Origin of the sequence: Micromonospora sp. KLBMP9576, from assembly GCF_050941805.1 — a bacterium.
In the GTDB taxonomy this organism is placed as follows: Bacteria; Actinomycetota; Actinomycetes; order Mycobacteriales; family Micromonosporaceae; genus Micromonospora.
Window position 1 is genome coordinate 2,619,102 of record NZ_CP194567.1, and the last position, 18,667, is coordinate 2,637,768.

General features: G+C 71.6%; 20 protein-coding genes and 2 pseudogenes. 16 read left to right on the forward strand and 6 right to left on the reverse strand.

Annotation, left to right across the window (positions count from 1 at the left end):
- Positions 1–106: 106 nt before the first annotated feature.
- From ACQ452_RS11750 to ACQ452_RS11765, 4 genes are all read right to left on the reverse strand, one after another.
- Positions 107–952: a phosphopantetheine-binding protein gene (locus ACQ452_RS11750; protein ID WP_433394110.1), complete on the reverse strand. Its 846-nt coding sequence runs from the start codon at positions 950–952 to the stop codon at positions 107–109.
- Positions 844–1,689: a thioesterase II family protein gene (locus ACQ452_RS11755; RefSeq protein WP_433393073.1), complete on the reverse strand. Its 846-nt coding sequence runs from the start codon at positions 1,687–1,689 to the stop codon at positions 844–846. The genes ACQ452_RS11750 and ACQ452_RS11755 overlap by 109 nt, the downstream gene beginning before the upstream one ends.
- Before the next feature lie 74 nt (positions 1,690–1,763).
- Positions 1,764–3,008 (reverse strand): MFS transporter, encoded by a 1,245-nt coding sequence (locus ACQ452_RS11760; RefSeq protein ID WP_433393075.1) that lies wholly within the window; start codon positions 3,006–3,008, stop codon positions 1,764–1,766.
- Between the two features lie 31 nt (positions 3,009–3,039).
- Positions 3,040–3,636, reverse strand: coding sequence for a helix-turn-helix domain-containing protein (locus ACQ452_RS11765; RefSeq protein ID WP_433393077.1), 597 nt, complete (start codon positions 3,634–3,636; stop codon positions 3,040–3,042).
- 123 nt (positions 3,637–3,759) lie between these two features.
- On the opposite strand from ACQ452_RS11765, the gene ACQ452_RS11770 reads away from it, so the two are divergent.
- The 14 genes and pseudogenes from ACQ452_RS11770 to ACQ452_RS11835 all read left to right on the forward strand — a co-directional run.
- On the forward strand, positions 3,760–4,563 hold the full coding sequence (locus ACQ452_RS11770) for a thioesterase II family protein (RefSeq protein WP_433393078.1): 804 nt from the start codon (positions 3,760–3,762) through the stop codon (positions 4,561–4,563).
- A gap of 5 nt (positions 4,564–4,568) precedes the next feature.
- The gene (locus ACQ452_RS11775) at positions 4,569–5,558 is read left to right on the forward strand and encodes a TauD/TfdA family dioxygenase (protein WP_433393080.1); all 990 of its coding nucleotides are present in this window, start codon (positions 4,569–4,571) and stop codon (positions 5,556–5,558) included.
- Positions 5,559–5,624: 66 nt separating this feature from the next.
- Complete coding sequence (locus tag ACQ452_RS11780) at positions 5,625–5,858, forward strand: hypothetical protein (protein ID WP_433393082.1); 234 nt, start codon at positions 5,625–5,627, stop codon at positions 5,856–5,858.
- Positions 5,855–6,247: a nuclear transport factor 2 family protein gene (locus ACQ452_RS11785; RefSeq protein ID WP_433393084.1), complete on the forward strand. Its 393-nt coding sequence runs from the start codon at positions 5,855–5,857 to the stop codon at positions 6,245–6,247. Before ACQ452_RS11780 ends, ACQ452_RS11785 begins: the two co-directional genes overlap by 4 nt.
- A gap of 11 nt (positions 6,248–6,258) precedes the next feature.
- Positions 6,259–7,356 carry a branched-chain amino acid aminotransferase gene (locus ACQ452_RS11790; RefSeq protein ID WP_433393086.1) on the forward strand — a complete coding sequence of 366 codons (1,098 nt, stop codon included), beginning with the start codon at positions 6,259–6,261 and terminating at the stop codon, positions 7,354–7,356.
- Between the two features lie 223 nt (positions 7,357–7,579).
- On the forward strand, positions 7,580–8,203 hold the full coding sequence (locus ACQ452_RS11795; RefSeq protein WP_433393088.1) for a TIGR00730 family Rossman fold protein: 624 nt from the start codon (positions 7,580–7,582) through the stop codon (positions 8,201–8,203).
- Entirely contained in the window at positions 8,200–9,534 is a 1,335-nt protein-coding gene (locus ACQ452_RS11800; protein WP_433393090.1) for a Zn-dependent hydrolase, read from the forward strand. The genes ACQ452_RS11795 and ACQ452_RS11800 overlap by 4 nt, the downstream gene beginning before the upstream one ends.
- Positions 9,519–10,019: a nucleoside deaminase gene (locus ACQ452_RS11805; RefSeq protein WP_433393092.1), complete on the forward strand. Its 501-nt coding sequence runs from the start codon at positions 9,519–9,521 to the stop codon at positions 10,017–10,019. The genes ACQ452_RS11800 and ACQ452_RS11805 overlap by 16 nt, the downstream gene beginning before the upstream one ends.
- 29 nt (positions 10,020–10,048) lie before the next feature.
- The gene (locus ACQ452_RS11810) at positions 10,049–11,077 is read left to right on the forward strand and encodes a Rieske 2Fe-2S domain-containing protein (protein ID WP_433393094.1); all 1,029 of its coding nucleotides are present in this window, start codon (positions 10,049–10,051) and stop codon (positions 11,075–11,077) included.
- 45 nt (positions 11,078–11,122) lie between these two features.
- Positions 11,123–11,989 carry a factor-independent urate hydroxylase gene (pucL, locus tag ACQ452_RS11815; RefSeq protein ID WP_433393096.1) on the forward strand — a complete coding sequence of 289 codons (867 nt, stop codon included), beginning with the start codon at positions 11,123–11,125 and terminating at the stop codon, positions 11,987–11,989.
- Positions 11,983–13,161, forward strand: a complete 1,179-nt coding sequence (gene allB / locus ACQ452_RS11820; protein WP_433393098.1) for an allantoinase AllB — start codon at positions 11,983–11,985, stop codon at positions 13,159–13,161. Before pucL ends, allB begins: the two co-directional genes overlap by 7 nt.
- A 160-nt stretch (positions 13,162–13,321) precedes the next feature.
- Positions 13,322–13,834, forward strand: a complete 513-nt coding sequence (locus tag ACQ452_RS11825; protein ID WP_433393099.1) for a 2-oxo-4-hydroxy-4-carboxy-5-ureidoimidazoline decarboxylase — start codon at positions 13,322–13,324, stop codon at positions 13,832–13,834.
- Positions 13,831–14,145, forward strand: a complete 315-nt coding sequence (uraH, locus tag ACQ452_RS11830) for a hydroxyisourate hydrolase (RefSeq protein ID WP_433393101.1) — start codon at positions 13,831–13,833, stop codon at positions 14,143–14,145. The genes ACQ452_RS11825 and uraH overlap by 4 nt, the downstream gene beginning before the upstream one ends.
- Positions 14,146–14,319: 174 nt before the next feature.
- Positions 14,320–14,433, forward strand: a pseudogene (locus ACQ452_RS11835) (IS5/IS1182 family transposase); the annotation flags it as partial.
- A gap of 30 nt (positions 14,434–14,463) precedes the next feature.
- Here the strand turns inward: ACQ452_RS11835 and ACQ452_RS11840 are convergent.
- Positions 14,464–14,817: a nuclear transport factor 2 family protein gene (locus ACQ452_RS11840; RefSeq protein ID WP_433393102.1), complete on the reverse strand. Its 354-nt coding sequence runs from the start codon at positions 14,815–14,817 to the stop codon at positions 14,464–14,466.
- Between the two features lie 320 nt (positions 14,818–15,137).
- Between ACQ452_RS11840 and ACQ452_RS11845 the strand changes: the two genes are divergently transcribed.
- Positions 15,138–15,659 carry a GNAT family N-acetyltransferase gene (locus tag ACQ452_RS11845; RefSeq protein ID WP_433393104.1) on the forward strand — a complete coding sequence of 174 codons (522 nt, stop codon included), beginning with the start codon at positions 15,138–15,140 and terminating at the stop codon, positions 15,657–15,659.
- Between the two features lie 97 nt (positions 15,660–15,756).
- Positions 15,757–16,161 (forward strand): annotated as a pseudogene (locus ACQ452_RS11850) (MFS transporter); the annotation flags it as partial.
- A gap of 154 nt (positions 16,162–16,315) precedes the next feature.
- Here ACQ452_RS11850 and ACQ452_RS11855 read toward each other — a convergent pair.
- The gene (locus ACQ452_RS11855) at positions 16,316–18,496 is read right to left on the reverse strand and encodes a HelD family protein (RefSeq protein ID WP_433393106.1); all 2,181 of its coding nucleotides are present in this window, start codon (positions 18,494–18,496) and stop codon (positions 16,316–16,318) included.
- Between the last annotated feature and the right edge of the window lie 171 nt (positions 18,497–18,667).

An 18,667-nucleotide genomic window follows, 5' to 3' on the forward strand; every position in this document is an offset into this window, starting at 1 on the left:
ACCGGCGCCCAGGTCGAGGACGGCCGTCGCGGGGCCGGTGACGGCCTACACCAGCAATGCGGTGCTGCAGTAGAGGATCTCCAGCGATCGGGATGCCCCTGTGGCTTCAGCTTCTGGTGGTGGAGCGGCGACGGGTGCGGGGGACGCGGACGATGCCGGCGGCTGCGGAGCGACCGCCCTGGGCTGCCCGGTCCACGGCCGCGGCCAGGCCGGCCAGCGACGGCGTGTCGTACACCGCACGTACCGGCAGTTCGACCCCGGCGTGTTGCCGGATTCGGGAGACGACCTGGGTGGCGAGCAGCGACTGGCCACCGAGCTGGAAGAAGTCCTGGTCGCGCCCCACGACGGGCACGCGCAGCAGGTCCTGCCACACCGCGGCCAGGAACTCCTCAGTGGGTCCGGCGGGCGGGGCGGCGTCCGTGGGACCGACCGGGACCGGATCCGGGAGCGCCCGTCGGTCGAGCTTGCCGTTGCGGGTCAGCGGGAGCCGGTCGAGCACGACGATCCAGGACGGCACCATGGCCGCCGGGAGCCGCTCGGCGACGAAACCGCTGATGCGGTCCGGATCGACAGCGGCGTCCCGGTGGCCGACCACGTAGCCGACCAGTTCGGTGCTCCCGGCTGGGCCCGGCCGGGGCACGACGGCCGCGTCCTGCACGTCGCCGTGCGCGCGCAACTGCGCCGCGACTTCGTCGACCTCGACACGGAAGCCGCGGACCTTGACCTGCCCGTCGATCCGGCCGACGAACTCCAGGACGCCGTCCGGACGGCGGCGGACGTGGTCGCCGGTGCGGTATCGGCGGGCCCCGGGCACGGCCGGGTCGGGGACGAAGCACTGCGCGGTCAGCGCGGGGCGGCCCCGGTAGCCGCGGGCGACGGCCGGGCCGCCCAAGTACAGCTCGCCGACCTCGCCGTCCGGGACGGGGTCGCCGTGCTCGTCGAGCAGCGCCAGCGTCCGGTCGCCGACGGCACGCCCGATCGGGACGGCGGACCCGGTCTGGCCCGCACCTCCAGGTGCTCGTAGCGCAGCTCGTCGACCAGGCGCAGGCGGAACCGGGCACGGGTCTCCGAGGCCCAGTCCCGCAGGCTCGCCGGTACCACGTGCCGGTCCCGGTCACCGCCGAACACCGTGATCGGGACGTCCAGCGGCGCCCGCCGCTCGTAGCGGTAGGACTCGACCACGGCGAAGTCGGCGCGCAGCACCGGCAGCAGGAGCTGCACGAGCTCGTCGTCGGCGAGAAAGTCCGCGGGCGCGCCGATGTCGGCGAGCTGGGCGACGAACTCCGCGTCGGGCAGGTGCGACGCCGGGAGGTGCGGCGGGCAGCTGGGCGCCGGGCAGGCGGACGCGAACAGGTGCCGGGGCGGCGGTGCCCCCAACCGGGCCAGCTCGTGGCACACCTCGAACACGATCCGGGCGCCCATGCTGTGGCCGAACAGGGCGTACGGTCGCCCGGTGAGGGGGAGGAGCCGTGCGGCCAGCTCCCTCACGAGCGGGCGGATCTCGCGGTGGGCGGGTTCGCCGAAGCTGCTCTCCCGGCCCGGCAGTCGCACCGCGGTCACCTCGATCCCCGGCAGGCCCGCGGGCCACTGCTGGTACACAGTCGACCCGCCGCCTGCGTACGGGACGCAGAACAGCTGCACGGCGGCCTCGGGTGCGGGCTGCGGGACGTGCAACCACCTGGATGCCATGGTGCCCCTCCGGTGTGGGTGTCGGATGTGGGTCCGACGATGGGGGGACCGGCCATCGGGAGGTTTTCGGGCGGCTATCCCCGGGCGGCGGCGAGCCCGGCCGGCGCGGGTGCCGGTGCCCGGTCCAACCCGCGCCAGGTGCGGCGGAAGATGAGCGGGCACAGTGTCACCAGCAGGTAGACGGCGCCCGCGATGGTGACGGCGGCATGGATGCCGAGCGCGTCGGTGGCCAGGCCGCCGGCGATCGCGCCGATCGGCGAGCCGAGCAGGACGCAGGCGGAGATGGTGCTCATCACCCGGCTCAACATCGCATCGGGGATCCGCTCGTAGCACACGGCGAACAGCAGGGGGTTGACCGCGCCGAACGCCATCCCGGAGACGGCCATGGTCGCGGTGATCAGCGGCAGGCCGGGGTCGAGCCCCAGCACGAGCAGCCGCGGGGCGCCGCCGATCAGCATGACGGCGGTGTAGGTCGCCCAGCGGGGCATCCGCGGCCCGACGACCGCGAAGAGCAGGGCGCCGAGGAGGGCACAGCCCGCGAACGTGCCGACCATGACGCCCAGTGCGGCCGGACTGCGCAGCACCCGGTCGGCGTAGACGGGGAACAGCACGCTGGAGGCCGCGGCGTCGATCAGGTTGGTGATCATCACCAGGGCGACGATCGAGGCGATGAGCCGGTCCCGGCGCAGGTAGCGCATGCCGTCCACGAGCTGGGCGAGGTAGCCGTTGCGGTCCCGCTCCTCGTCCGGGCGGCTCGCGGGGGGCACCTGCACGGCCAGCAGTGTCATGCCGGAGCAGGCGAAGCACACCGCGGCCGCCAGGAGGGTCGGGACGGCGCCGACGAGCGCGACCAGCAGCCCGGCCAGGGCGGCGCCGATCATCCGGCCGAGGCGCGTCGCGCCCTCGTTGATGCTGGTGGCGCGTTCACCGACGATGTTCGCGTCGCGAATGAGCACGGCCAGCAGGACCTGTCGGGCGGTCTGCCCGGGTGCCCGGGTCAGCCCGAAGAGCGCGCCGCAGAGAGCCAGCACCCAGATGGAGTCGGCGCCCACCGTCCGCAGCAACGGGATGGCGGCGATGGTGGCGCCGGCGAGCACGTCGGACCAGATCGCGACCCCCCGTCCGCCGAGCTTGTCGATGAGCGGCCCGCCGAGTAGCGCGGCCGTCGCGAGGCCCGCCGTCTCGGCCGCGGCGACGAGCCCGGTCTGGGCCCCGGTGCCGCCCGAAGCCAGCACGAACAGCGGCAGGCCGACCAGGATGACCGCCGTACCCGTGGTCGAGGTGGCGTTGGTCAGGAGGAGGACGATCAGGCGTCGCATGGCGACCTCCGGTGGCGTGGTCGGTGAGGTCCTAGCGGGTTTCGGCCGGTGCCTGCTCCGGCGCGTCTGGGAAGGCCTGGAGTTGGACGACCACCCGGCGCGCCCCGGGCTGGGGCCGGTCCGCCACGGCGTCGGCGTGACGGGCGAGCACGTCCCCGATGTCGCGGACGAGCGCCCCGAGCTGCTCGGGGGTGAGCTCCAACGCCCAGTCGGAGACAGTGACCGCGTCGCTCCACTCGGGCCCCCACTCCCCGTTGAGCCAGCGGCTGACCCGGCGGGTCGCCGTGGCGAAGAGGCCACCTGCGTAGGCCCGCAGGGCGTCACCCGCACCGGGTGCGTCCCCGAAGTCGGCGGGATGCACCTCGATGCGGCGCTGCGTGGCACGGAACCAGCGCTCGTTGTTGGCGCCACGCTGCGGCAGGTCCTCGACGAACCGGTGCTTGAGGAGCTGCTTGACGTGCCAGGCCACGGTTCCTGGCCGCTGGCCGAGCCGGTCGGCGAGTTGGGTGGTGGTGGCCTGCCCGACGCTGCGCAGCAGCGCGAGGATCTCGACCCGCAGTGGATGCGCCAGTGCGTACATGCTCCGCGCGTCGAGCCGTCGTATCGGGTCGCTTCCGTCGTCGGTCACCCGAGCGAGCATGACGGCAGCGCGAAGGCGGTGTCAAGAGTTGTCGATAGTCGATCCTCGAAACCGGGCTCCCGATAGCGCACCGATGCCGCGCGGATGCCTGGCGTTCCTAGCGTGGCGCCCATGTCCCCTTCGACCCCCGCGGCCCCGCCGACCCGCCGACCCACCATGGTCCACCCCCTCGGCCGGTCGGATGCCGCCCGCAGCCTGGTGTGCCTGCCGTTCTGCGGCGGCGGCACGGGCAGCTATCGGGGCTGGGCGCAGGCCGTCGACGATGACACCGATCTGGCACTGGTGTGCTACCCCGGGCGGGAGGCCCGCTTCACCGAGCCGTTCGCCCGGACCTGGGACGAACTGGCTGCGGACGCCACCGAGTGCGTCCTGCTCGCCGCCGACCGCCCCTACACCCTGTTCGGCCACAGCATGGGCGGTTGGATGGCCTTCGACGTGGCCACCAGGATCGAACGGACCGGAGGCCCGACCCCGGACGTCGTCGTCGTGTCCGCCTGCAACGCCCCGTTCCGGGGGGTGACCGAGCGCGACCGGTTCCCTCGCCGTGAGGACTCCGATGGCCGGTTACTCGATTGGATGCGGCAGGCGGGAGCACTTCCCGACTACGCGTCGGTCGACCCGGAGCTGAGCTCGATCGCCGTGGACCTCATGCGGGCCGACGTGCGGATCCGCGACAGCTACTCACCCGACCCGGGCCGCCGGACCCGGCTGCCCGTCCAAGTGCTGCACGGTGTGGACGACCCCATCGTCGATCCCCGGGTTGCGGATGAGTGGGCCGTCGCCGCGGCCGGACCGCTCCGGGTCGACGCCCTGCCCGGCGGGCACTTCTACGACCCGTCGACATGGTCGGGCCTGCCCCGCCGGTTCGCCCGGTCGGGACCCCTCCCGACCAGCACCCCGATCGAAAGCAGGTGACCCCCGTGTCCATCGACACCCGGACGACGAGCACCGAGTCGGCCCTCACCGTCGTCCGACTCGACGAGCAGGAGCGGCAGGACGTGCGTGCGCTCGCCACCGACCTGGCCGGCCAGGGAGCGGCGCTGATCGACGACGCCGAGTGGCTCCGCGTCGCCCTGCTGATGTCCAACCGACTGCCGCTCGCCGTCCGGGACGCGCTGCGGCTCTTCCGCCGCGATCCCGGCCGGTCGGGCGTGCTGCTCGTCCGCAACCTGCCCGACTTCGGCGACCTCCTGCCGCCCACCCCCGCCGTGATGGACTCCGTGCAGCGCTCGCCCTCCGGCCCGGCGGGTGTGCTCGCCATGGTGATGCTGCAGATCGGGGAGCTCATCGCGTACCGGGCCGAGAAGTTCGGAGCGCTGGTCCAGGACGTCGTGCCGGTCCCGGGGCAGGAGCGCTTCCAGGGCAACGCCGGTTCGGCCGCCTTGCGGATGCACGTGGAAAACGCCTTCCACGAGCACCGGCCGCATTACGTGTCGCTGCTGGGCCTGCGGCCCGACCACGACCACGAAGCCGGCCTGCTGATCGCGTCGGTACGGGAGGCCGCCGAGCTCCTGCCCGAGGACACCCGGGCAGTGCTGGCCGAGCGGCGGTTCGTCACCACCGCGCCCGCGTCGTTCGGGGCCTCGGGCACGCCGACCCCGCACGCCGTCCTCGAGGGCGACGGCGAGGACCCCGACGTCCGCGTGGACTTCACCAGCACCTCCGCGCTGGACCCGCGTGCGGCCGCGGCCATCGATGAGTTCGGCCAGGCGGTGCGGTCCGTCTGCCGCACCGTGGAGCTGCTGCCCGGGGACCTGGTCGTCGTCGACAACCGGATCACCCTGCACGGACGCACCTCCTTCCGGCCCCGGTACGACGGCCGTGACCGCTGGCTGCAGCGGGCTTTCGCCTACCTCGACGGTCGTCGGTCTCGGCCAGCCCGAATCGGTGGTGGCAACGTCCTGACCTGATCCGCGGGTCCACCCGGACGGGCGAACGGGACCATCGGCCCGCCTCTCGTCGCTCACCGGATCGCGGTGGCCAACCAGCTCCGCGTGAGCGTGCGGATCGCATTCCCCGGAGCGGTCGGGGTGCCCCATGACATCGAGTCCGACATCAGCCTGGGGCTCCTGGAACGCTTCGCCAGCCAAAGCCTTGCCACCTGGCTCTCGGTCAAGCCCTGGACCGCCTGGCTGTCCGCGGCCGGCTACTGCGGCCGCACTCCGGCCGCAACCTCTTCGGACCGACAGACCTCAGGAGGACAGCAATGACCACCCAGCAGGAAGCTTCCCTCGCACCGTCCGAGCACGCCGTGAAGGAGCGCGTGCTCACCTACTACCAACTGGTGGACGCCGGTGACGTCGCCCGGCTCGTCGCGCTCTTCGATCCCACGGCGACCTACCACCGACCCGGGTACGAGCCCCTGTGCGGACACGACGCCCTGCGGCGCTTCTATCTGCAGGATCGCGTGATCGACCGGGGCGCCCACAAGGTGGACCGGTTCGTCGTCGACGGGGCCGAGGTGGGCGTGCACGGCACCTTCCGCGGCGTCTTGCGGGACGGTCGGGAGATCACTCTGCGGTTCGCGGACTTCTTCTCGCTGACCCCGCAGCTGACGTTCCTGCGCCGAGACACCTTCTTCTTCGCCCCGCTGGTCTGAGGGAGCATCAGATGACCCAGGCGATCGCCGGCCCCGATCGGGCCGCCTCCACCGCCCGGCTCGAATTCGGATCAGCCTTCACCGACCACATGGTCATGTCGACCTGGCAGGCCGATCAGGGCTGGCAACGGCTCCGGCTGCAGCCCCGGGGGCTGCTCTCCGTGGACCCGGCGTGCGTCGGCCTGCACTACGGCCAGGCCGTGTTCGAAGGGCTGAAGGCGCACCGGCTGGACGACGGCACGGTGGCGGCCTTCCGCCCGGCGCAGCACGCCCACCGGATGCGGATCTCAGCACGCAGACTGTCGATACCGCCGCTATCGGCAGCTGACTTCCTGCAGGCGGTGGACCTGCTGGTGGAGGCTGACGGACCGCAGCTGCCGGCCGACCCGACCCTGAGCATGTACCTGCGGCCCCTGCTGGTGGCGACCGAGGCGAACCTCGCACTGCGTCCCGCCCGGGAGTACACCTTCGTCCTGCAGGCCTTCCTTACCGGCGGGTTCTTCGCCGACCAGCCCGATCCGGTGTCGGTCTGGATCAGTCACGACCATGTCCGGGCCATTCCCGGTGGAACCGGTGACGTGAAGTACGCCGGCAACTACGCACCCACCTACCTCGCGCAGGCGGTCGCCGTCGAGCACGGCTGTCAGCAGGTCGTCTGGCTCGACGCCGTGCACCGGCGGTGGGTGGAGGAGATGGGCGGCATGAACCTCTTCTTCGTCCGCGGCCGCGGCGGCGACGCCGAGGTGCTGACGCCACCGCTCACCGGTGGACTGCTGCCCGGCGTCACCCGGGACACCCTGCTGACCCTGGCTGCCCGGATGGGCCTCAACCCCCGCGAGGAACCGATCTCGGTCGACGAGTGGCGCAGCGGTTGCGCCGAGGGCCGGATCACCGAGGCGTTCGCCTGCGGCACGGGCGCAGGCGTCACCCCGGTCGGTGTGGTCAAGGACGGGCACAGCGGCTGGACCATCGGCGACGGCCGGGCGGGCCCGGTCACCCTTGCGCTGCGGAACGCCCTGCTGGCGCGGCAGTACGGACGACTGCCCGACCCCGACGGCTGGCTGCGGCGGGCGGCAGCACCGGCATCGGCGGGGGACGAGCGGGCATGACGAACTGGTCCGGCGCGGCCGCGCGGTGCTGCTACGGGTTATGCAGCACCGCCCTGGCGATGACCCTGCTCGCCGGGGACCGGCGGGCATGCGTGTGGGGGTACCGCAGGGAGCTGTTCGCACAGACCACGGTTCGACGGTTGCACGAGCACTTCGTTCAGCTGCTGCGGTCCGCCCCGCGGACCCTGACCGCCCCCTTATGCCGACACGAAGGAGCCTTTCGATGATCCACGATGTTCCGTCCGGACCGCTACGCGTCTGCGTCTTCGGCGGCGCGCGGCCCGGCCGTCCGGAGGATCGCCGGCTGGCCGCGGCCGTGGGCACGCTGCTCGGCGCCCGTGGTCACGAGCTGATCTACGGCGCCGGGGGTGTCGGCGTCATGGGCGCGGTGGCCTGGGCCGCCGCCGACGCGGATGTGCCGGTCACCGGCGTGATCCCGGAGTTCCTGCGGCTGCGGGAACGGCACCAGCTTGCCCCCACACAGCAGACCGTGGTCACGCGGGACCTGCTCGACCGCAAGCGGGTGATGCTCGAACGGGCCGATGCCTTCCTGGTGCTACCGGGCGGCATCGGGACCCTCGACGAGATCCTGGAAGTGATCTCCATGCAGGCCCTGGACGTGACCGGGAAGCCACTCGTGCTGCTGCGTGCCGACGGTCTCTGGGACCGCCTGGTGCAGCTGCTGGACGACCTGGCGTTGCGCGGTTACGCCGACGCGCTGGCCGGGGCGTCCCTCCTCTTCGCCGACACGGCGGAGGAGGCCGTCGCGATGGTCGAGCGGAGCGCTCGCAGCGCGGACGCCGCGCTCGTCGGCGTGCCGTTCGCCGAGGAGGTGTTGGAGGCATGACGCTGACGAGTTCGGCGTCGACGGCGCGGATGCGTGCGCCGCGTGACCGGGTTCGGGGCGACCGCCTCCTGGCGGACCTCGCGGAACTGGCCCGGATCGGCGCGACACCCGAGGGAGGAGTCACCCGCCCGGCGTTCAGCGCCGTGGACCGGGAGGCGGTGTCCTGGCTGCGGCACCGCTGCCTGGCCGTCGGCCTGTGCAGTGAGGTCGATCCCGCCGGTAACCTGCTCGTCCGGCGCCCCTCCGATCCGCTGGACCGCCCCGCGGTGCTGCTGGGCAGTCACCTCGACACCGTTCCACACGGCGGCCGCCTCGACGGCGCGTACGGGGTGCTGGCCGCCGTGGAGGTGCTGCGCCGGCTGCACGAGACCGGTGCCGACTGTCCGTACCCGCCGGTGGCGGTGGCGTTCGCCAACGAGGAGGGCGCGCTTTTCCCGCAGCCGTTCTGGGGGTCTCGTGCCCTGATCGGTGACCCGGCGCCGCCCGCCGAGCCGGTGGACGTGCGGGGCCGCCCGCTGCGGGAGGCACTGCGCCTCGTGGGCGGGGACCTGGACCGGATCGGTGAGGCCCGGTGGGAGCCGGAAATGCTCGGCGCCTACCTGGAGCTGCACATCGAGCAGGGGCCGGTGCTGGAACGGGAGGGTGTGCCGATCGGCGTCGTCGACGGCATCGTCGGCCGCGTCGTTCTCGACGTCCGGTTGGTCGGCGTCGCCGGGCACGCCGGCACCACGCCCATGGCCGACCGTCGGGACGCCTTGCTCGCCGCCGCCGATGTGGTGCTGATGGTGCGGGACGTAGCCGACCGGGGCGGGTGCGCGCGCGCGACCGTCGGCCGGCTGGAGGTCGTGCCCAACGGTACGAACGTCATCGCCGGGGAGGTGCACCTCACCGTTGAGCTGCGTGACCTCGACGAGAAGGTCCTCGATCAGGCGGCGCGCGAGGTCCAGGCGCGGATCGAGGAGGTGGCCGCCGAACGCGCGGTCGCCCCCATGGTGCGGACCACCGTGCGTGTCGCGCCGCAGCTCACCGACCCGGCCCTCGCCGCACTGGTGCGGCGCTGCGCGGACGGCCTCGGGCTGGCGTACCGCACCATCGCCAGCGGTGCCGGTCACGACGCCCAGATCCTGGCGAGACGGGCACCGACCGCCATGATCTTCGTTCCGAGTCGGGACGGTCTCAGTCACCATCCGGCCGAGGACACCGCCGACGAGGACCTGGTAGCCGGGGCGGACCTGCTGCTGGCCACGGTGATCGCGATCGAGGCCGGCGCGGACGGGTACCGGCCGAGCCGCCGGGACGGCGACGGAGGCGAACCGTGCAGTCGCCCGTAGACAGCCTGGTCGTCACCGCCGAGGAGCGGCAGTGGCTCGACCTGGCGGTGGAGCTGGCCGTGTGCAACATCGGCGCCGGGGGCGGACCGTTCGGCGCGGTCGTGGTCAGCGACGGCGCTGTGGTGGGACAGGGCGGCAACCGGGTGACGGCCTTCCGGGACCCCACCGCACACGCGGAGGTCATGGCGATCCGGGCCGCGTGCCGCACCGTCAACGACTTCCGCCTCGACGGCGCGGTCCTGCTTTCGTCGTGCGAGCCGTGCCCCATGTGCCTGACGGCCGCGTTGTGGGCGCGGATCGACCGGGTCCTGTACGCGGCCGACCGATACGACGCGGCCGAGGCGGGCTTCGACGACCTGCGCTTCTACGAGCTGCTGGACCGGCCGTCCGCACAGTGGGACATGCCGGTGACGCGGCTGCCCTCCGAGGGCGCTGGCCGTCCTTTCCGTACCTGGTCCAACCGGAGCGACCGGATCCCCTACTGACCGACGCCTTCGTGGAAGGGAGCACGGTGATGACGACGAATCGGCCACAGCCCCAGCGGGTCCTGCGCGGCCTGAGCAGGAGGGAACGCGTGGAGCAGAACGCGATGTCCGACTGGTGGCATCCGGTGGGCTGGGCCGCCGACCTGACCGACGCACCGCGGCGCACGGTGCTGCTCGGCCGGACGCTGGTGCTGTGGAGGGACGAGGCGGGGACGGCGCGATGCCTGCGGGACCTGTGCGTCCACCGGGGCACCGCACTCTCCCTCGGTGAGGTGACGGACGGCCGGATCGTCTGCCCGTACCACGGTTGGCGTTTCGACGGCGACGGCAGCTGCACGCTCATCCCCCAGTTTCCGCCGTCCCGCCCGGTCCCCGCCGGCGCGGCCGTGCCGGCCTTCAGATGCGAGGAGCGCTACGGGCTGATCTGGGTTTGTCTGGGCGAGCCGACGGTGGACATCCCGGACTTCCCCGAGTGGGGCGCGCCGGGATTCCGGCACGCGCCCTGCCCGCCCTACACCTGGCGGACGAGTGCCGCCCGCATGGTGGAGAACTTCACCGACTTCGGACATCTGGGGTGGCTGCACGACGGGCTGCTCGGCAGCAGGGACGACGTCGTCGTGCCCGAACATACCGTCGACCGGCGCGGCCACGAGCTGCGGTACACGCTCACGATGAACGTGCCCGCCGCCGATGGGGTGAACGACCTCGACGGCGAAGTCGGCACGATGATCAATACCTACGTGCTCTCGCTGCCGCACGTGATCCACCTGCGCAGTCACTACCACGACACCGGCCGCAGCCGGGTGTTGTACTTCGCCGCGCAGCCGGTCGACGACGAGACCGCGATCGGCTACTGCTACCAGTCACGCGACTTCGACCTCGACGGCGACGACAAGCGCTACGTCGCCTTCCAGGAGACGCTGGCCGAGCAGGACCGGGTGGTCGTGGAGAGTCAGCGACCCGAGCAACTGCCCATGGACATCGCCGACGAGCTGCACATGAAGTTCGACCAGGTGGCGGTCGCCTATCGGCGGGCCTTCGCGGATCACGGCCTCTGACGGCCGTCGTCCCCGAGCCTCCCCCCAGTACGGAAGGAACCCGTCATGAGCACCTTTCTCACCGATCATCAGTACGGCAAGCAGTCGGTCCGGCTTGTGCACGTGGACCGGGGCGCGGACCGGCACCGGCTCTGCGACCTCACCGTGGACGTCACCCTGACCGGCGACATGGCCGACAGCTACCACAGCGGGGACAACAGCAAGGTCCTGGCCACCGACAGCCAGAAGAACACGGTGTACGCGTTCGCCCGCCAGTTCGGCGTCGCCAACCCGGAAGCGCTCGGCCTGCGGCTGGCCCGGCACTTCGTCGACAGTCAGCCCGCCGTGTCACGCGCCCGCGTCGGCCTCGTGTGGCACGGGTGGCAGCCGACCGACGATTGCCACTCGTTCCGGCGGGTAGGGGCGGAGCACCGGACTGTCACGATAACCCACGACGGTGAGCGGAGTTGGCTGGTGGGCGGCGTCAGCGGGCTGACCCTGCTGAAGACCACCGGCTCCGAATTCCGGGGCTACCCCCGCGACCCCTACACGACCCTGCCCGAGGCCGCCGACCGCCTGCTGGCCACGACGGTGCAGGCGCGCTGGCGGTACGCGTCGGCGGAGCCCGACGCCGCGTGGGACGACGACTTTCGTTCCGCCCGCTCAGCACTGATCGACGCCTTCGCCAGCACTCACAGCAGGTCACTGCAACAGACTCTGCACGCGATGGCCTGCGGCGTGCTGGATGCTGTCCCGTCGATCGTCGAGGTGCGGCTGGCTCTGCCGAACAAGCACCATCTGCTCGTCGACCTGACCGCGTTCCAGTTGGACAATCCCGCAGCGGTCTACGTCGCCACCGAGGAACCGTACGGCCTCATCGAGGGGACGGTGGCCCGTACCGGTGCCGGCGATCCCGGGTTGGCCTGGTGGTGACCTCGTCCGCCGGGCCGTTCGACCTGCTGCTGCGGTCCCCACGGGTGATGCTGCCCGGCGGCGAGCAGCCGGCGTCGGTCGCCGTCAGGGCCGGCCGGATCGCGGCAGTGACGGACTATCACCGGCCGCCGCCGGCCCGGTGCTACGTCGACCTGGGCGAGGATCTGCTGCTGCCCGGACTCGTCGACACCCACGTGCACGTCAACGAGCCGGGCCGCACCGAATGGGAGGGCTTCCTCACGGCCACACGCGCCGCCGCGCTCGGCGGCGTCACGACGATGATCGACATGCCGCTGAACTGTCTACCGCCGACGACGGACGCCGCCGCCCTCGAGGTAAAGAGGGTGGCGGCCCGAACCCAGTGTGCGATCGACGTGGGCTTCTGGGGTGGCGCGGTGCCCGGGAACGCCGACCGGTTGGCCGAGCTGCACGAGGCCGGAGTCTATGGCTTCAAGTGTTTCCTCTCCGACAGCGGCGTGCCGGAGTTCCCTCCGCTGGGGCCGGGCCAGTTGGTGGAGGCCATGCGGCGCATCCGCGAACTCGACAGCTTGCTCCTCGTCCATGCCGAGGCGCCGGAGCTGCTCCGAGAGGCCCCGGACGACCCCCGCTACCCGACATTCCTAGCCTCCCGGCCCGAACTGGCCGAGTCGTCGGCGGTGTCTCGCACCGTCCGCGCCGCCATCCACACCGGGGCCCGAACGCACATCCTGCACGTCTCCTCGGCGGGGGCCGCGAAGGCGGTGGCTCGTGGGAAGCGGGCCGGTGCCGCCGTGACGGCGGAGACCTGTCCGCACTATCTGACGTTGACCGCGGACGAGGTACCCGACGGCGGGACCGAATTCAAGTGCTGTCCACCGATCCGCTCGGCTGCACACCGTGATCACCTGTGGGACGCACTGGCGGACGGCACCCTCGACTGCGTGGTCTCAGACCACTCACCGTGCAACCCGGAACTGAAGCGCGGCAGGGGCTTCGGTAGTGCCTGGGGCGGGATCGCCTCGTTGCAACTGGGCCTGCCCCTGGTGTGGACGGAGGCCCGCCGCCGCGGCTTCGCGGTCGGCGACGTGGTGCGGTGGATGTGCGAGAACCCGGCCAAGGTGGCCGGCATCCGCGACCGGGGCCGGATCGTCCCGGGTTGCCGGGCGGACCTGGTCCGTTCTCACCGGACGTGACCCACGTCGTGGCGCCGGAGGCACTGGCGCACCGACACCCACTTGTTCCCTACGCCGGGCGCCGGATCACCGGCGTTGTGCGTACCACCTGGCTGGCGGGGGTGGCGGTGGGCTCGGGCTGCCGGGGGGAACTCCTGCGACGCGACGTCGGGAGATCACGATGACAGCAGGGAACGTGGGCGGCGTCTGGCTCGACCGTTACGCCCTGTCGCGGGTCTGTGCAAGCCCGTACTGGGTGACGGTCATGTATGCCGGCTGCCCCTACGCGGACCGGTCCGCGGTCCTGCTGGCCAACGACCGGGCGACGGCTGAGCTGAGCCGGGACGATCTGGTCGACGCGCTGCACGGCCACGCGAGAATCGGCGCCCGGAGCCACGACGACCCGGCCGGGAGGGCCGAGCAGGCGACCATCGCCGACGGGGGCCCGGAGGTGCTGGCGGCCCTGCGCGCCGGGGTTGCCGCCTACGAACGCCACTTCGGGCACCTCTTCCTGATCTGCGCTGCCGGGCGTGGCGCCACGGAGACCTTGCATGCCCTCCGGAGACGCCTCACCACCTCCGCGGAGCAGGAATGGGAGACCACCCGCGAGGAGTTGTGCCGGATCAACGCGCTACGACTCGACGCGCTGTTGCGGGATGTGGCCGCCGCAGGTGGGCGGGGAGGGTACGCATGACCAGCTTCTCGACCCACGTGCTCGACCTGGTTTCAGGTCGACCCGCGGCGGGCGTGCCGGTGGAGCTCTGGCAGTTGGTGAGCGGTGCATGGCGGCGGTGCGGCGGTTCACGCACCGACGGGGACGGACGGTGTACGGACCTGCCCGCGCCGGACCTGGCGCGGGGGCATGTCGTCCGGCTCCAGTTCCGTACCGCGAGCGCCCTCTTCCCCGAGGTCTCGGTGGTCCTGGACGTGGACCCTCGGCAACCGCGATACCACGTACCCCTCCTGCTGAGCCCGTACGGTTACTCGGTCTATCGCGGCTCCTGACGGTCGACTCCGTTGCGGGCCGGGCGGGCCCGTGCCACGTGCACGAAGCGCGTGACCCCGGCCGAGGGGCCGCCCTTGGCGTCCAAGGCCCGGTAGCCCATCCGCCAGGTCACCCGAGTCCGGGCCGAACGGCTCGGCTGAGCCGCTTCCCGAGGAACTCGCCGCGACAGCCCTGTCCAAGTCGTCGCAGACCCGGCAGGCCGGCTGGTTTGGGCATCCGCCGCCCTGCCCGGCTCGAGCCATGACCAGACCGCGGCCCGCGCCCACGCGATCATCGACGCTCTGAGCGGCACCGCGAACGTGCACTCCATCCTCGTCCTAGACCGGGACGAAGGTGGCGGCCAGCACCCGCCAGTTGCCGCCCTCACGCACCCAAAGTCGGGTGTAGCGCAACCGCGCGGACATGGCGGCACCGCCCTGAACGGCATCCACCGCGGCGACCATGCGAGTCACCCCGGTCTGACCGTCTTCCTGGACGTCGAGCGACTCCTCCACCAGGCCGGTGATTCGCAGTGCACCCGAGCGGTAGCTCTCCAGGTCGTCTTCCTTCGTAAAGACCGTGCCGTCCGGTCCGGCACCCACGACCTGCGGGTGCAGTAGTGCGTCGAGGGACTCGACGTCGGCGGCGCGCTGGGCGGCTTGGAGTTGCCGTTCCGCGGTGAGGAGATCCATCCACCGATCCTCCGCACCGCGCCGCAACAGGACAAGCGGGTTCGCTCGCGGCAGAACGGCCACGTCAGCCCGGTAGGGCCCTCACGGCACAACCGAGGGCGCAAGTCACACAATGGCCCGCGTATGGGGCTTACTGAGTTCCTGACGTCCCTCGTCTGGGTCGCGCCTTTGGCCGGGCTGACATTGCCGAGCAGGGCCGCACAGCACCTCCCGGCAACTGTCGAAGCGCGTGGACTTCATGGAGCCGAATCGGCTTCTGGGGCGATCGGTGCTCGTGGGAAGCGGCTCGTTCAGCCGTCCGCCTTTCAATACACTGCCGCATGCCCGAACTGATTCTGCCGACCACCCGCCTGCACGCCGCGTTCTCGGAATGCCGCGACGACTGGGGACCTGGCCTCCACGAGGACGGCTTCGGCCTGGGGGCCGACGACGACGTGGAGTCGCCCGAAGGCTTCGCCGCTTGGGTGCACGCGCGGGTCCGCCTTGTCCATCCGGCCGGCGACCCGTGCCCGGACGAACGGCACGGCTCACCCCGGTGGATCGTCGAGAACGGCCACGTACTCGGGGGAATCGTCCTCCGGCACAGGTTCGACGACGAGATCGGCCAGATCGGCTACGGCGTCCGGCCGTCCGCGCGCCGCCGAGGACTGGCGAGTTGGGCGCTCGGCGAGATGCTCACGGAGGCTCGCGTCGTCCTGGGCCTAGATCGCGTCCTCATCCCTTGTCTGGCCGACAACATCCCGTCGGCCCGCACGATCGAACGCAACGGCGGCGTCCTCGAGGGCATCCGCGACACCGAACACGGCCCAGTGCGGCGCTACTGGATCGTCTTAGATCACTGATAGGCCACGTGTTGCGCACGGCAACCCCGCTGAAGCCGAATCTAGGAACAACTCGTCTTGGGCAAGGGCGGCCCGGGAGGTACTGACGGTGTGGGATTTGAAGCCGTACCGGGACGCGCTCGCGCTGCCGGGGTTGCGGCCCCTGCTGCTGGTCGCGATCCTGGCCCGAGTGCCGGTGGCGGCCATGGCGGTGGCGATGACGCTGCACGTACTCGATCTAGGTCACCGGTACTTCGCCGCCGGGCTCGTCGGGGCTGTGATGACGGTCGGTTCGGCGCTCGGCGCCCCACTGCTCGGCCGGTTGGTCGACCGGCGCGGCCTGCGACCGATGCTGCTGACCACGGCGGCCTCGGCGCTGTTCTGGGGGACGGCACCGGTCCTGCCGTACTCGGTGCTGCGCGGTGCCGCATTCGTCGGCGGGTTGCTCACTCTGCCGGTCTTCTCGGTGGTCCGGCAGTCGATCGCCGCGCTGGTCCCGCTGGCCCAGCGCCGTCAGGCGTACGGCTGCCCCGCCGGCAGTGGCTGACCCCACGGCTGATCGGGCTGCTCGCCGGCGGCGCGGCGGGCACGCTGGTGATCCCTACCCGCGGGCAGGGCAGGGGCGATGCTCACGTCCCCAGGACACGACCGGTATCCGGACGTTCCGTCCGAGGGTGTCACGACTGCTGCGTGAGTATCAGCTGTCCGAGTTCCTGGGTGCACCGGGTGAGCGCGACGTAGAGGCCGTTCCAGCCGCGCGGCTCAGCGGCGATGCCATGGGGATCGATGAGTAGCGTTGCGTCCCATTCCAGTCCCTTGGCCTGGGTGGCGGTGAGCACCGGCACATCGCTGAGCACGGCCAGGAGTTCGGCGACGCGGTCCGCGGGGGCGATGACGCCGACCGTGCCACCCTGCCACCGTTGCTGCAGTTGCCGCACAGCCTGGGCGGCGGCGTCGGCAAGCCCGGCGGGGGTGATCGTGAGCTCCCAGGGGGCGATGCCGGAGGAGCGTACCGCCAGTGGCGGCGTGTTGTGGCTGCCAGCCTTCTGCAAGACCGGCTCGGTGAGCTTCATGACCTCGCGTGGGGTCCGGTAGCAGATGGTCAGTTCCGCGGCGGTCCAGCGGCTTCCGAAAACAGCCTGCACCGCTTGTGCCCAGCTGGTGTGCCGGTGCGCTGCCTCCGCCTGGTCGATGTCGCCGACGGCGGTGATGGATCGACTGGGACAGCGCCGTAGGACCATCTGCCACTGCATCTCGGACAGCTCCTGCGCCTCGTCGACGACGACGTGGCCGTACACCCAGCCGCGCTGCCGGCGAGCGCGGGCGGCGACGAACTCGCCCTGTGGCTGCGGGGCGTCGACCTCGCCGAGCAGGTCGGCAACGGCGTCGAGCAGGGGAATGTCGCTCGATGCCCATGGGGTTACCTCGGCGGAGACAACGGCCATCTCCTCCGGGGACAGTTGTGGGGCGAACCGGGCCAGCAGGGTGCGGTCGGTCAGGAGATCACCCAGCAGGGTCTCGGCGTCGAGGGTGGGCCACCATGCCTCGATGAACCGGGCGATGGTGGCGTTCTCGGCGATACGGGTACGCAGGTGGTCGATCTCCTCCTCGGAGAGCAATCCGTCGATGTCACTGCCGGTGGACATCCGCACGGAGTGGCGGTCATGCCCCATGCTGCTGTCAACGCGGGCGAGGATGTCCTCGAAGCCCTCCTCCATCTTGTCCATCAGTGCCTCGCGCTGCTCCACGACGGCTTCGGCAAGGAGGTGGTGCAGCTGCTCGGCGAACGCCGCTCGGGCGCGGTGGTACGGGCGTTCCTGCATCGCCGAGGCGAGCGCCTGTGCCACCGTTGCAGCGGTGATGACGTAGAACTCGCCCTCCCAGCGCAGCTTCAGCTCGCGAGGCCGGGGGAGCAGCGACGCGACGTAGCTTTCGAGCGCGGGCTGCCAGAGGGCGCGGCCCTTGATTTCGGCGAGAATCCGGCTCTCGTCGCGGCCCACGCGGACGTCGGCCAGCAGCGTGTCGCAGGTCGCCGAGACGACGGCGGTCTCACCGAGCGCGGGTAGCACCTGGCCGATGTACTGGAGGAACCGCGGCGAGGGGCCGAGGACCAGGACCGCCTGGTCGGCCAGCTTCCGGTGGGTGAACAGCAGGTAGGCGACGCGGTGCAGCGCAACCACGGTCTTGCCGGTGCCGGGACCGCCCTGGACGATCAGCGGACCGGTCGCCTTGGCCCGGATGATGTCGTCCTGTTCGCGTTGCAGCGTGGAGATCGCCGTCGACATGCGGCCGGTGCGCCGCTGGTCGAGGGCGGCAAGCAGAGCGCCTTCACCGACGAGTCCCGCTGTCGTCGTCCCGTCCAGCGGCTCGTCGTCCACGCCGACGACGACCGCTCCCGTCGTGCGGATGTGGCGGCGCCGCGCCTGGCCCTGCGGGTCGACAGCCGTCGCGGTGTAGAACGGTCGAGCTGCGGGAGCGCGCCAATCCACCAGCAGTGGCTCACCGTCCTCGCCGTCGTCGCGGAGACCGACACGGCCGACGTGCCGCACGGTGCCATCAAGGCCGTCGAGGCGGCCGAAGACCAGCCCTTCCCGAGCTCGCCGTAGCTCCTCGTACTGCTGGCGGAGCATGCGCTGCCGGGCCCGTTCCAACGCGTCCAGGGCCTCTGACGAAAGCTCGACCTGTAGGCGCTCGGTCAGCCGGTCATGCCGGGCCGTGGCCAGGTCGAGAAACGCCTGTTCCTCGTCGACGGCGGATCGGCGCGCGGCGCCCTCTGCGGTAGAGGTCGGCGGTACGCCGTCCGGTGTTACCTCGCCGGCGCCAGCGGTGCCGTTGTTCAGAGCAGATTTCCGGCGCATTCGTAAATCCTTGCATCGGCGTCCCCCTCGGCCCGGACGAGCCGCAGTGCATTCGGCGGCAAGCATAGAGTTGGTTGCCCTCGTCGGCCAGGAACTCCGCCGGCAGAGATGGGAATCTCAATTCCTTGTAGTTTCGGGTCGCTTGTGGCCGCACCGATCTTGATTCTCTTA

Excerpts from the sequence above, each read along its gene's own strand:
- ACQ452_RS11755 (WP_433393073.1), bottom strand. The coding sequence starts at position 1,689 with ATGGCATCCAGGTGGTTGCACGTCCCGCAGCCCGCACCCGAGGCCGCC.
- ACQ452_RS11760 (WP_433393075.1), bottom strand. The coding sequence starts at position 3,008 with ATGCGACGCCTGATCGTCCTCCTCCTGACCAACGCCACCTCGACCACG.
- ACQ452_RS11770 (WP_433393078.1), top strand. The coding sequence starts at position 3,760 with ATGTCCCCTTCGACCCCCGCGGCCCCGCCGACCCGCCGACCCACCATG.
- ACQ452_RS11785 (WP_433393084.1), top strand. The coding sequence starts at position 5,855 with ATGACCACCCAGCAGGAAGCTTCCCTCGCACCGTCCGAGCACGCCGTG.
- ACQ452_RS11790 (WP_433393086.1), top strand. The coding sequence starts at position 6,259 with ATGACCCAGGCGATCGCCGGCCCCGATCGGGCCGCCTCCACCGCCCGG.
- ACQ452_RS11795 (WP_433393088.1), top strand. The coding sequence starts at position 7,580 with ATGATCCACGATGTTCCGTCCGGACCGCTACGCGTCTGCGTCTTCGGC.
- ACQ452_RS11800 (WP_433393090.1), top strand. The coding sequence starts at position 8,200 with ATGACGCTGACGAGTTCGGCGTCGACGGCGCGGATGCGTGCGCCGCGT.
- ACQ452_RS11810 (WP_433393094.1), top strand. The coding sequence starts at position 10,049 with ATGACGACGAATCGGCCACAGCCCCAGCGGGTCCTGCGCGGCCTGAGC.
- pucL (WP_433393096.1), top strand. The coding sequence starts at position 11,123 with ATGAGCACCTTTCTCACCGATCATCAGTACGGCAAGCAGTCGGTCCGG.
- ACQ452_RS11825 (WP_433393099.1), top strand. The coding sequence starts at position 13,322 with ATGACAGCAGGGAACGTGGGCGGCGTCTGGCTCGACCGTTACGCCCTG.
- uraH (WP_433393101.1), top strand. The coding sequence starts at position 13,831 with ATGACCAGCTTCTCGACCCACGTGCTCGACCTGGTTTCAGGTCGACCC.
- ACQ452_RS11840 (WP_433393102.1), bottom strand. The coding sequence starts at position 14,817 with ATGGATCTCCTCACCGCGGAACGGCAACTCCAAGCCGCCCAGCGCGCC.
- ACQ452_RS11845 (WP_433393104.1), top strand. The coding sequence starts at position 15,138 with ATGCCCGAACTGATTCTGCCGACCACCCGCCTGCACGCCGCGTTCTCG.
- ACQ452_RS11855 (WP_433393106.1), bottom strand. The coding sequence starts at position 18,496 with ATGCGCCGGAAATCTGCTCTGAACAACGGCACCGCTGGCGCCGGCGAG.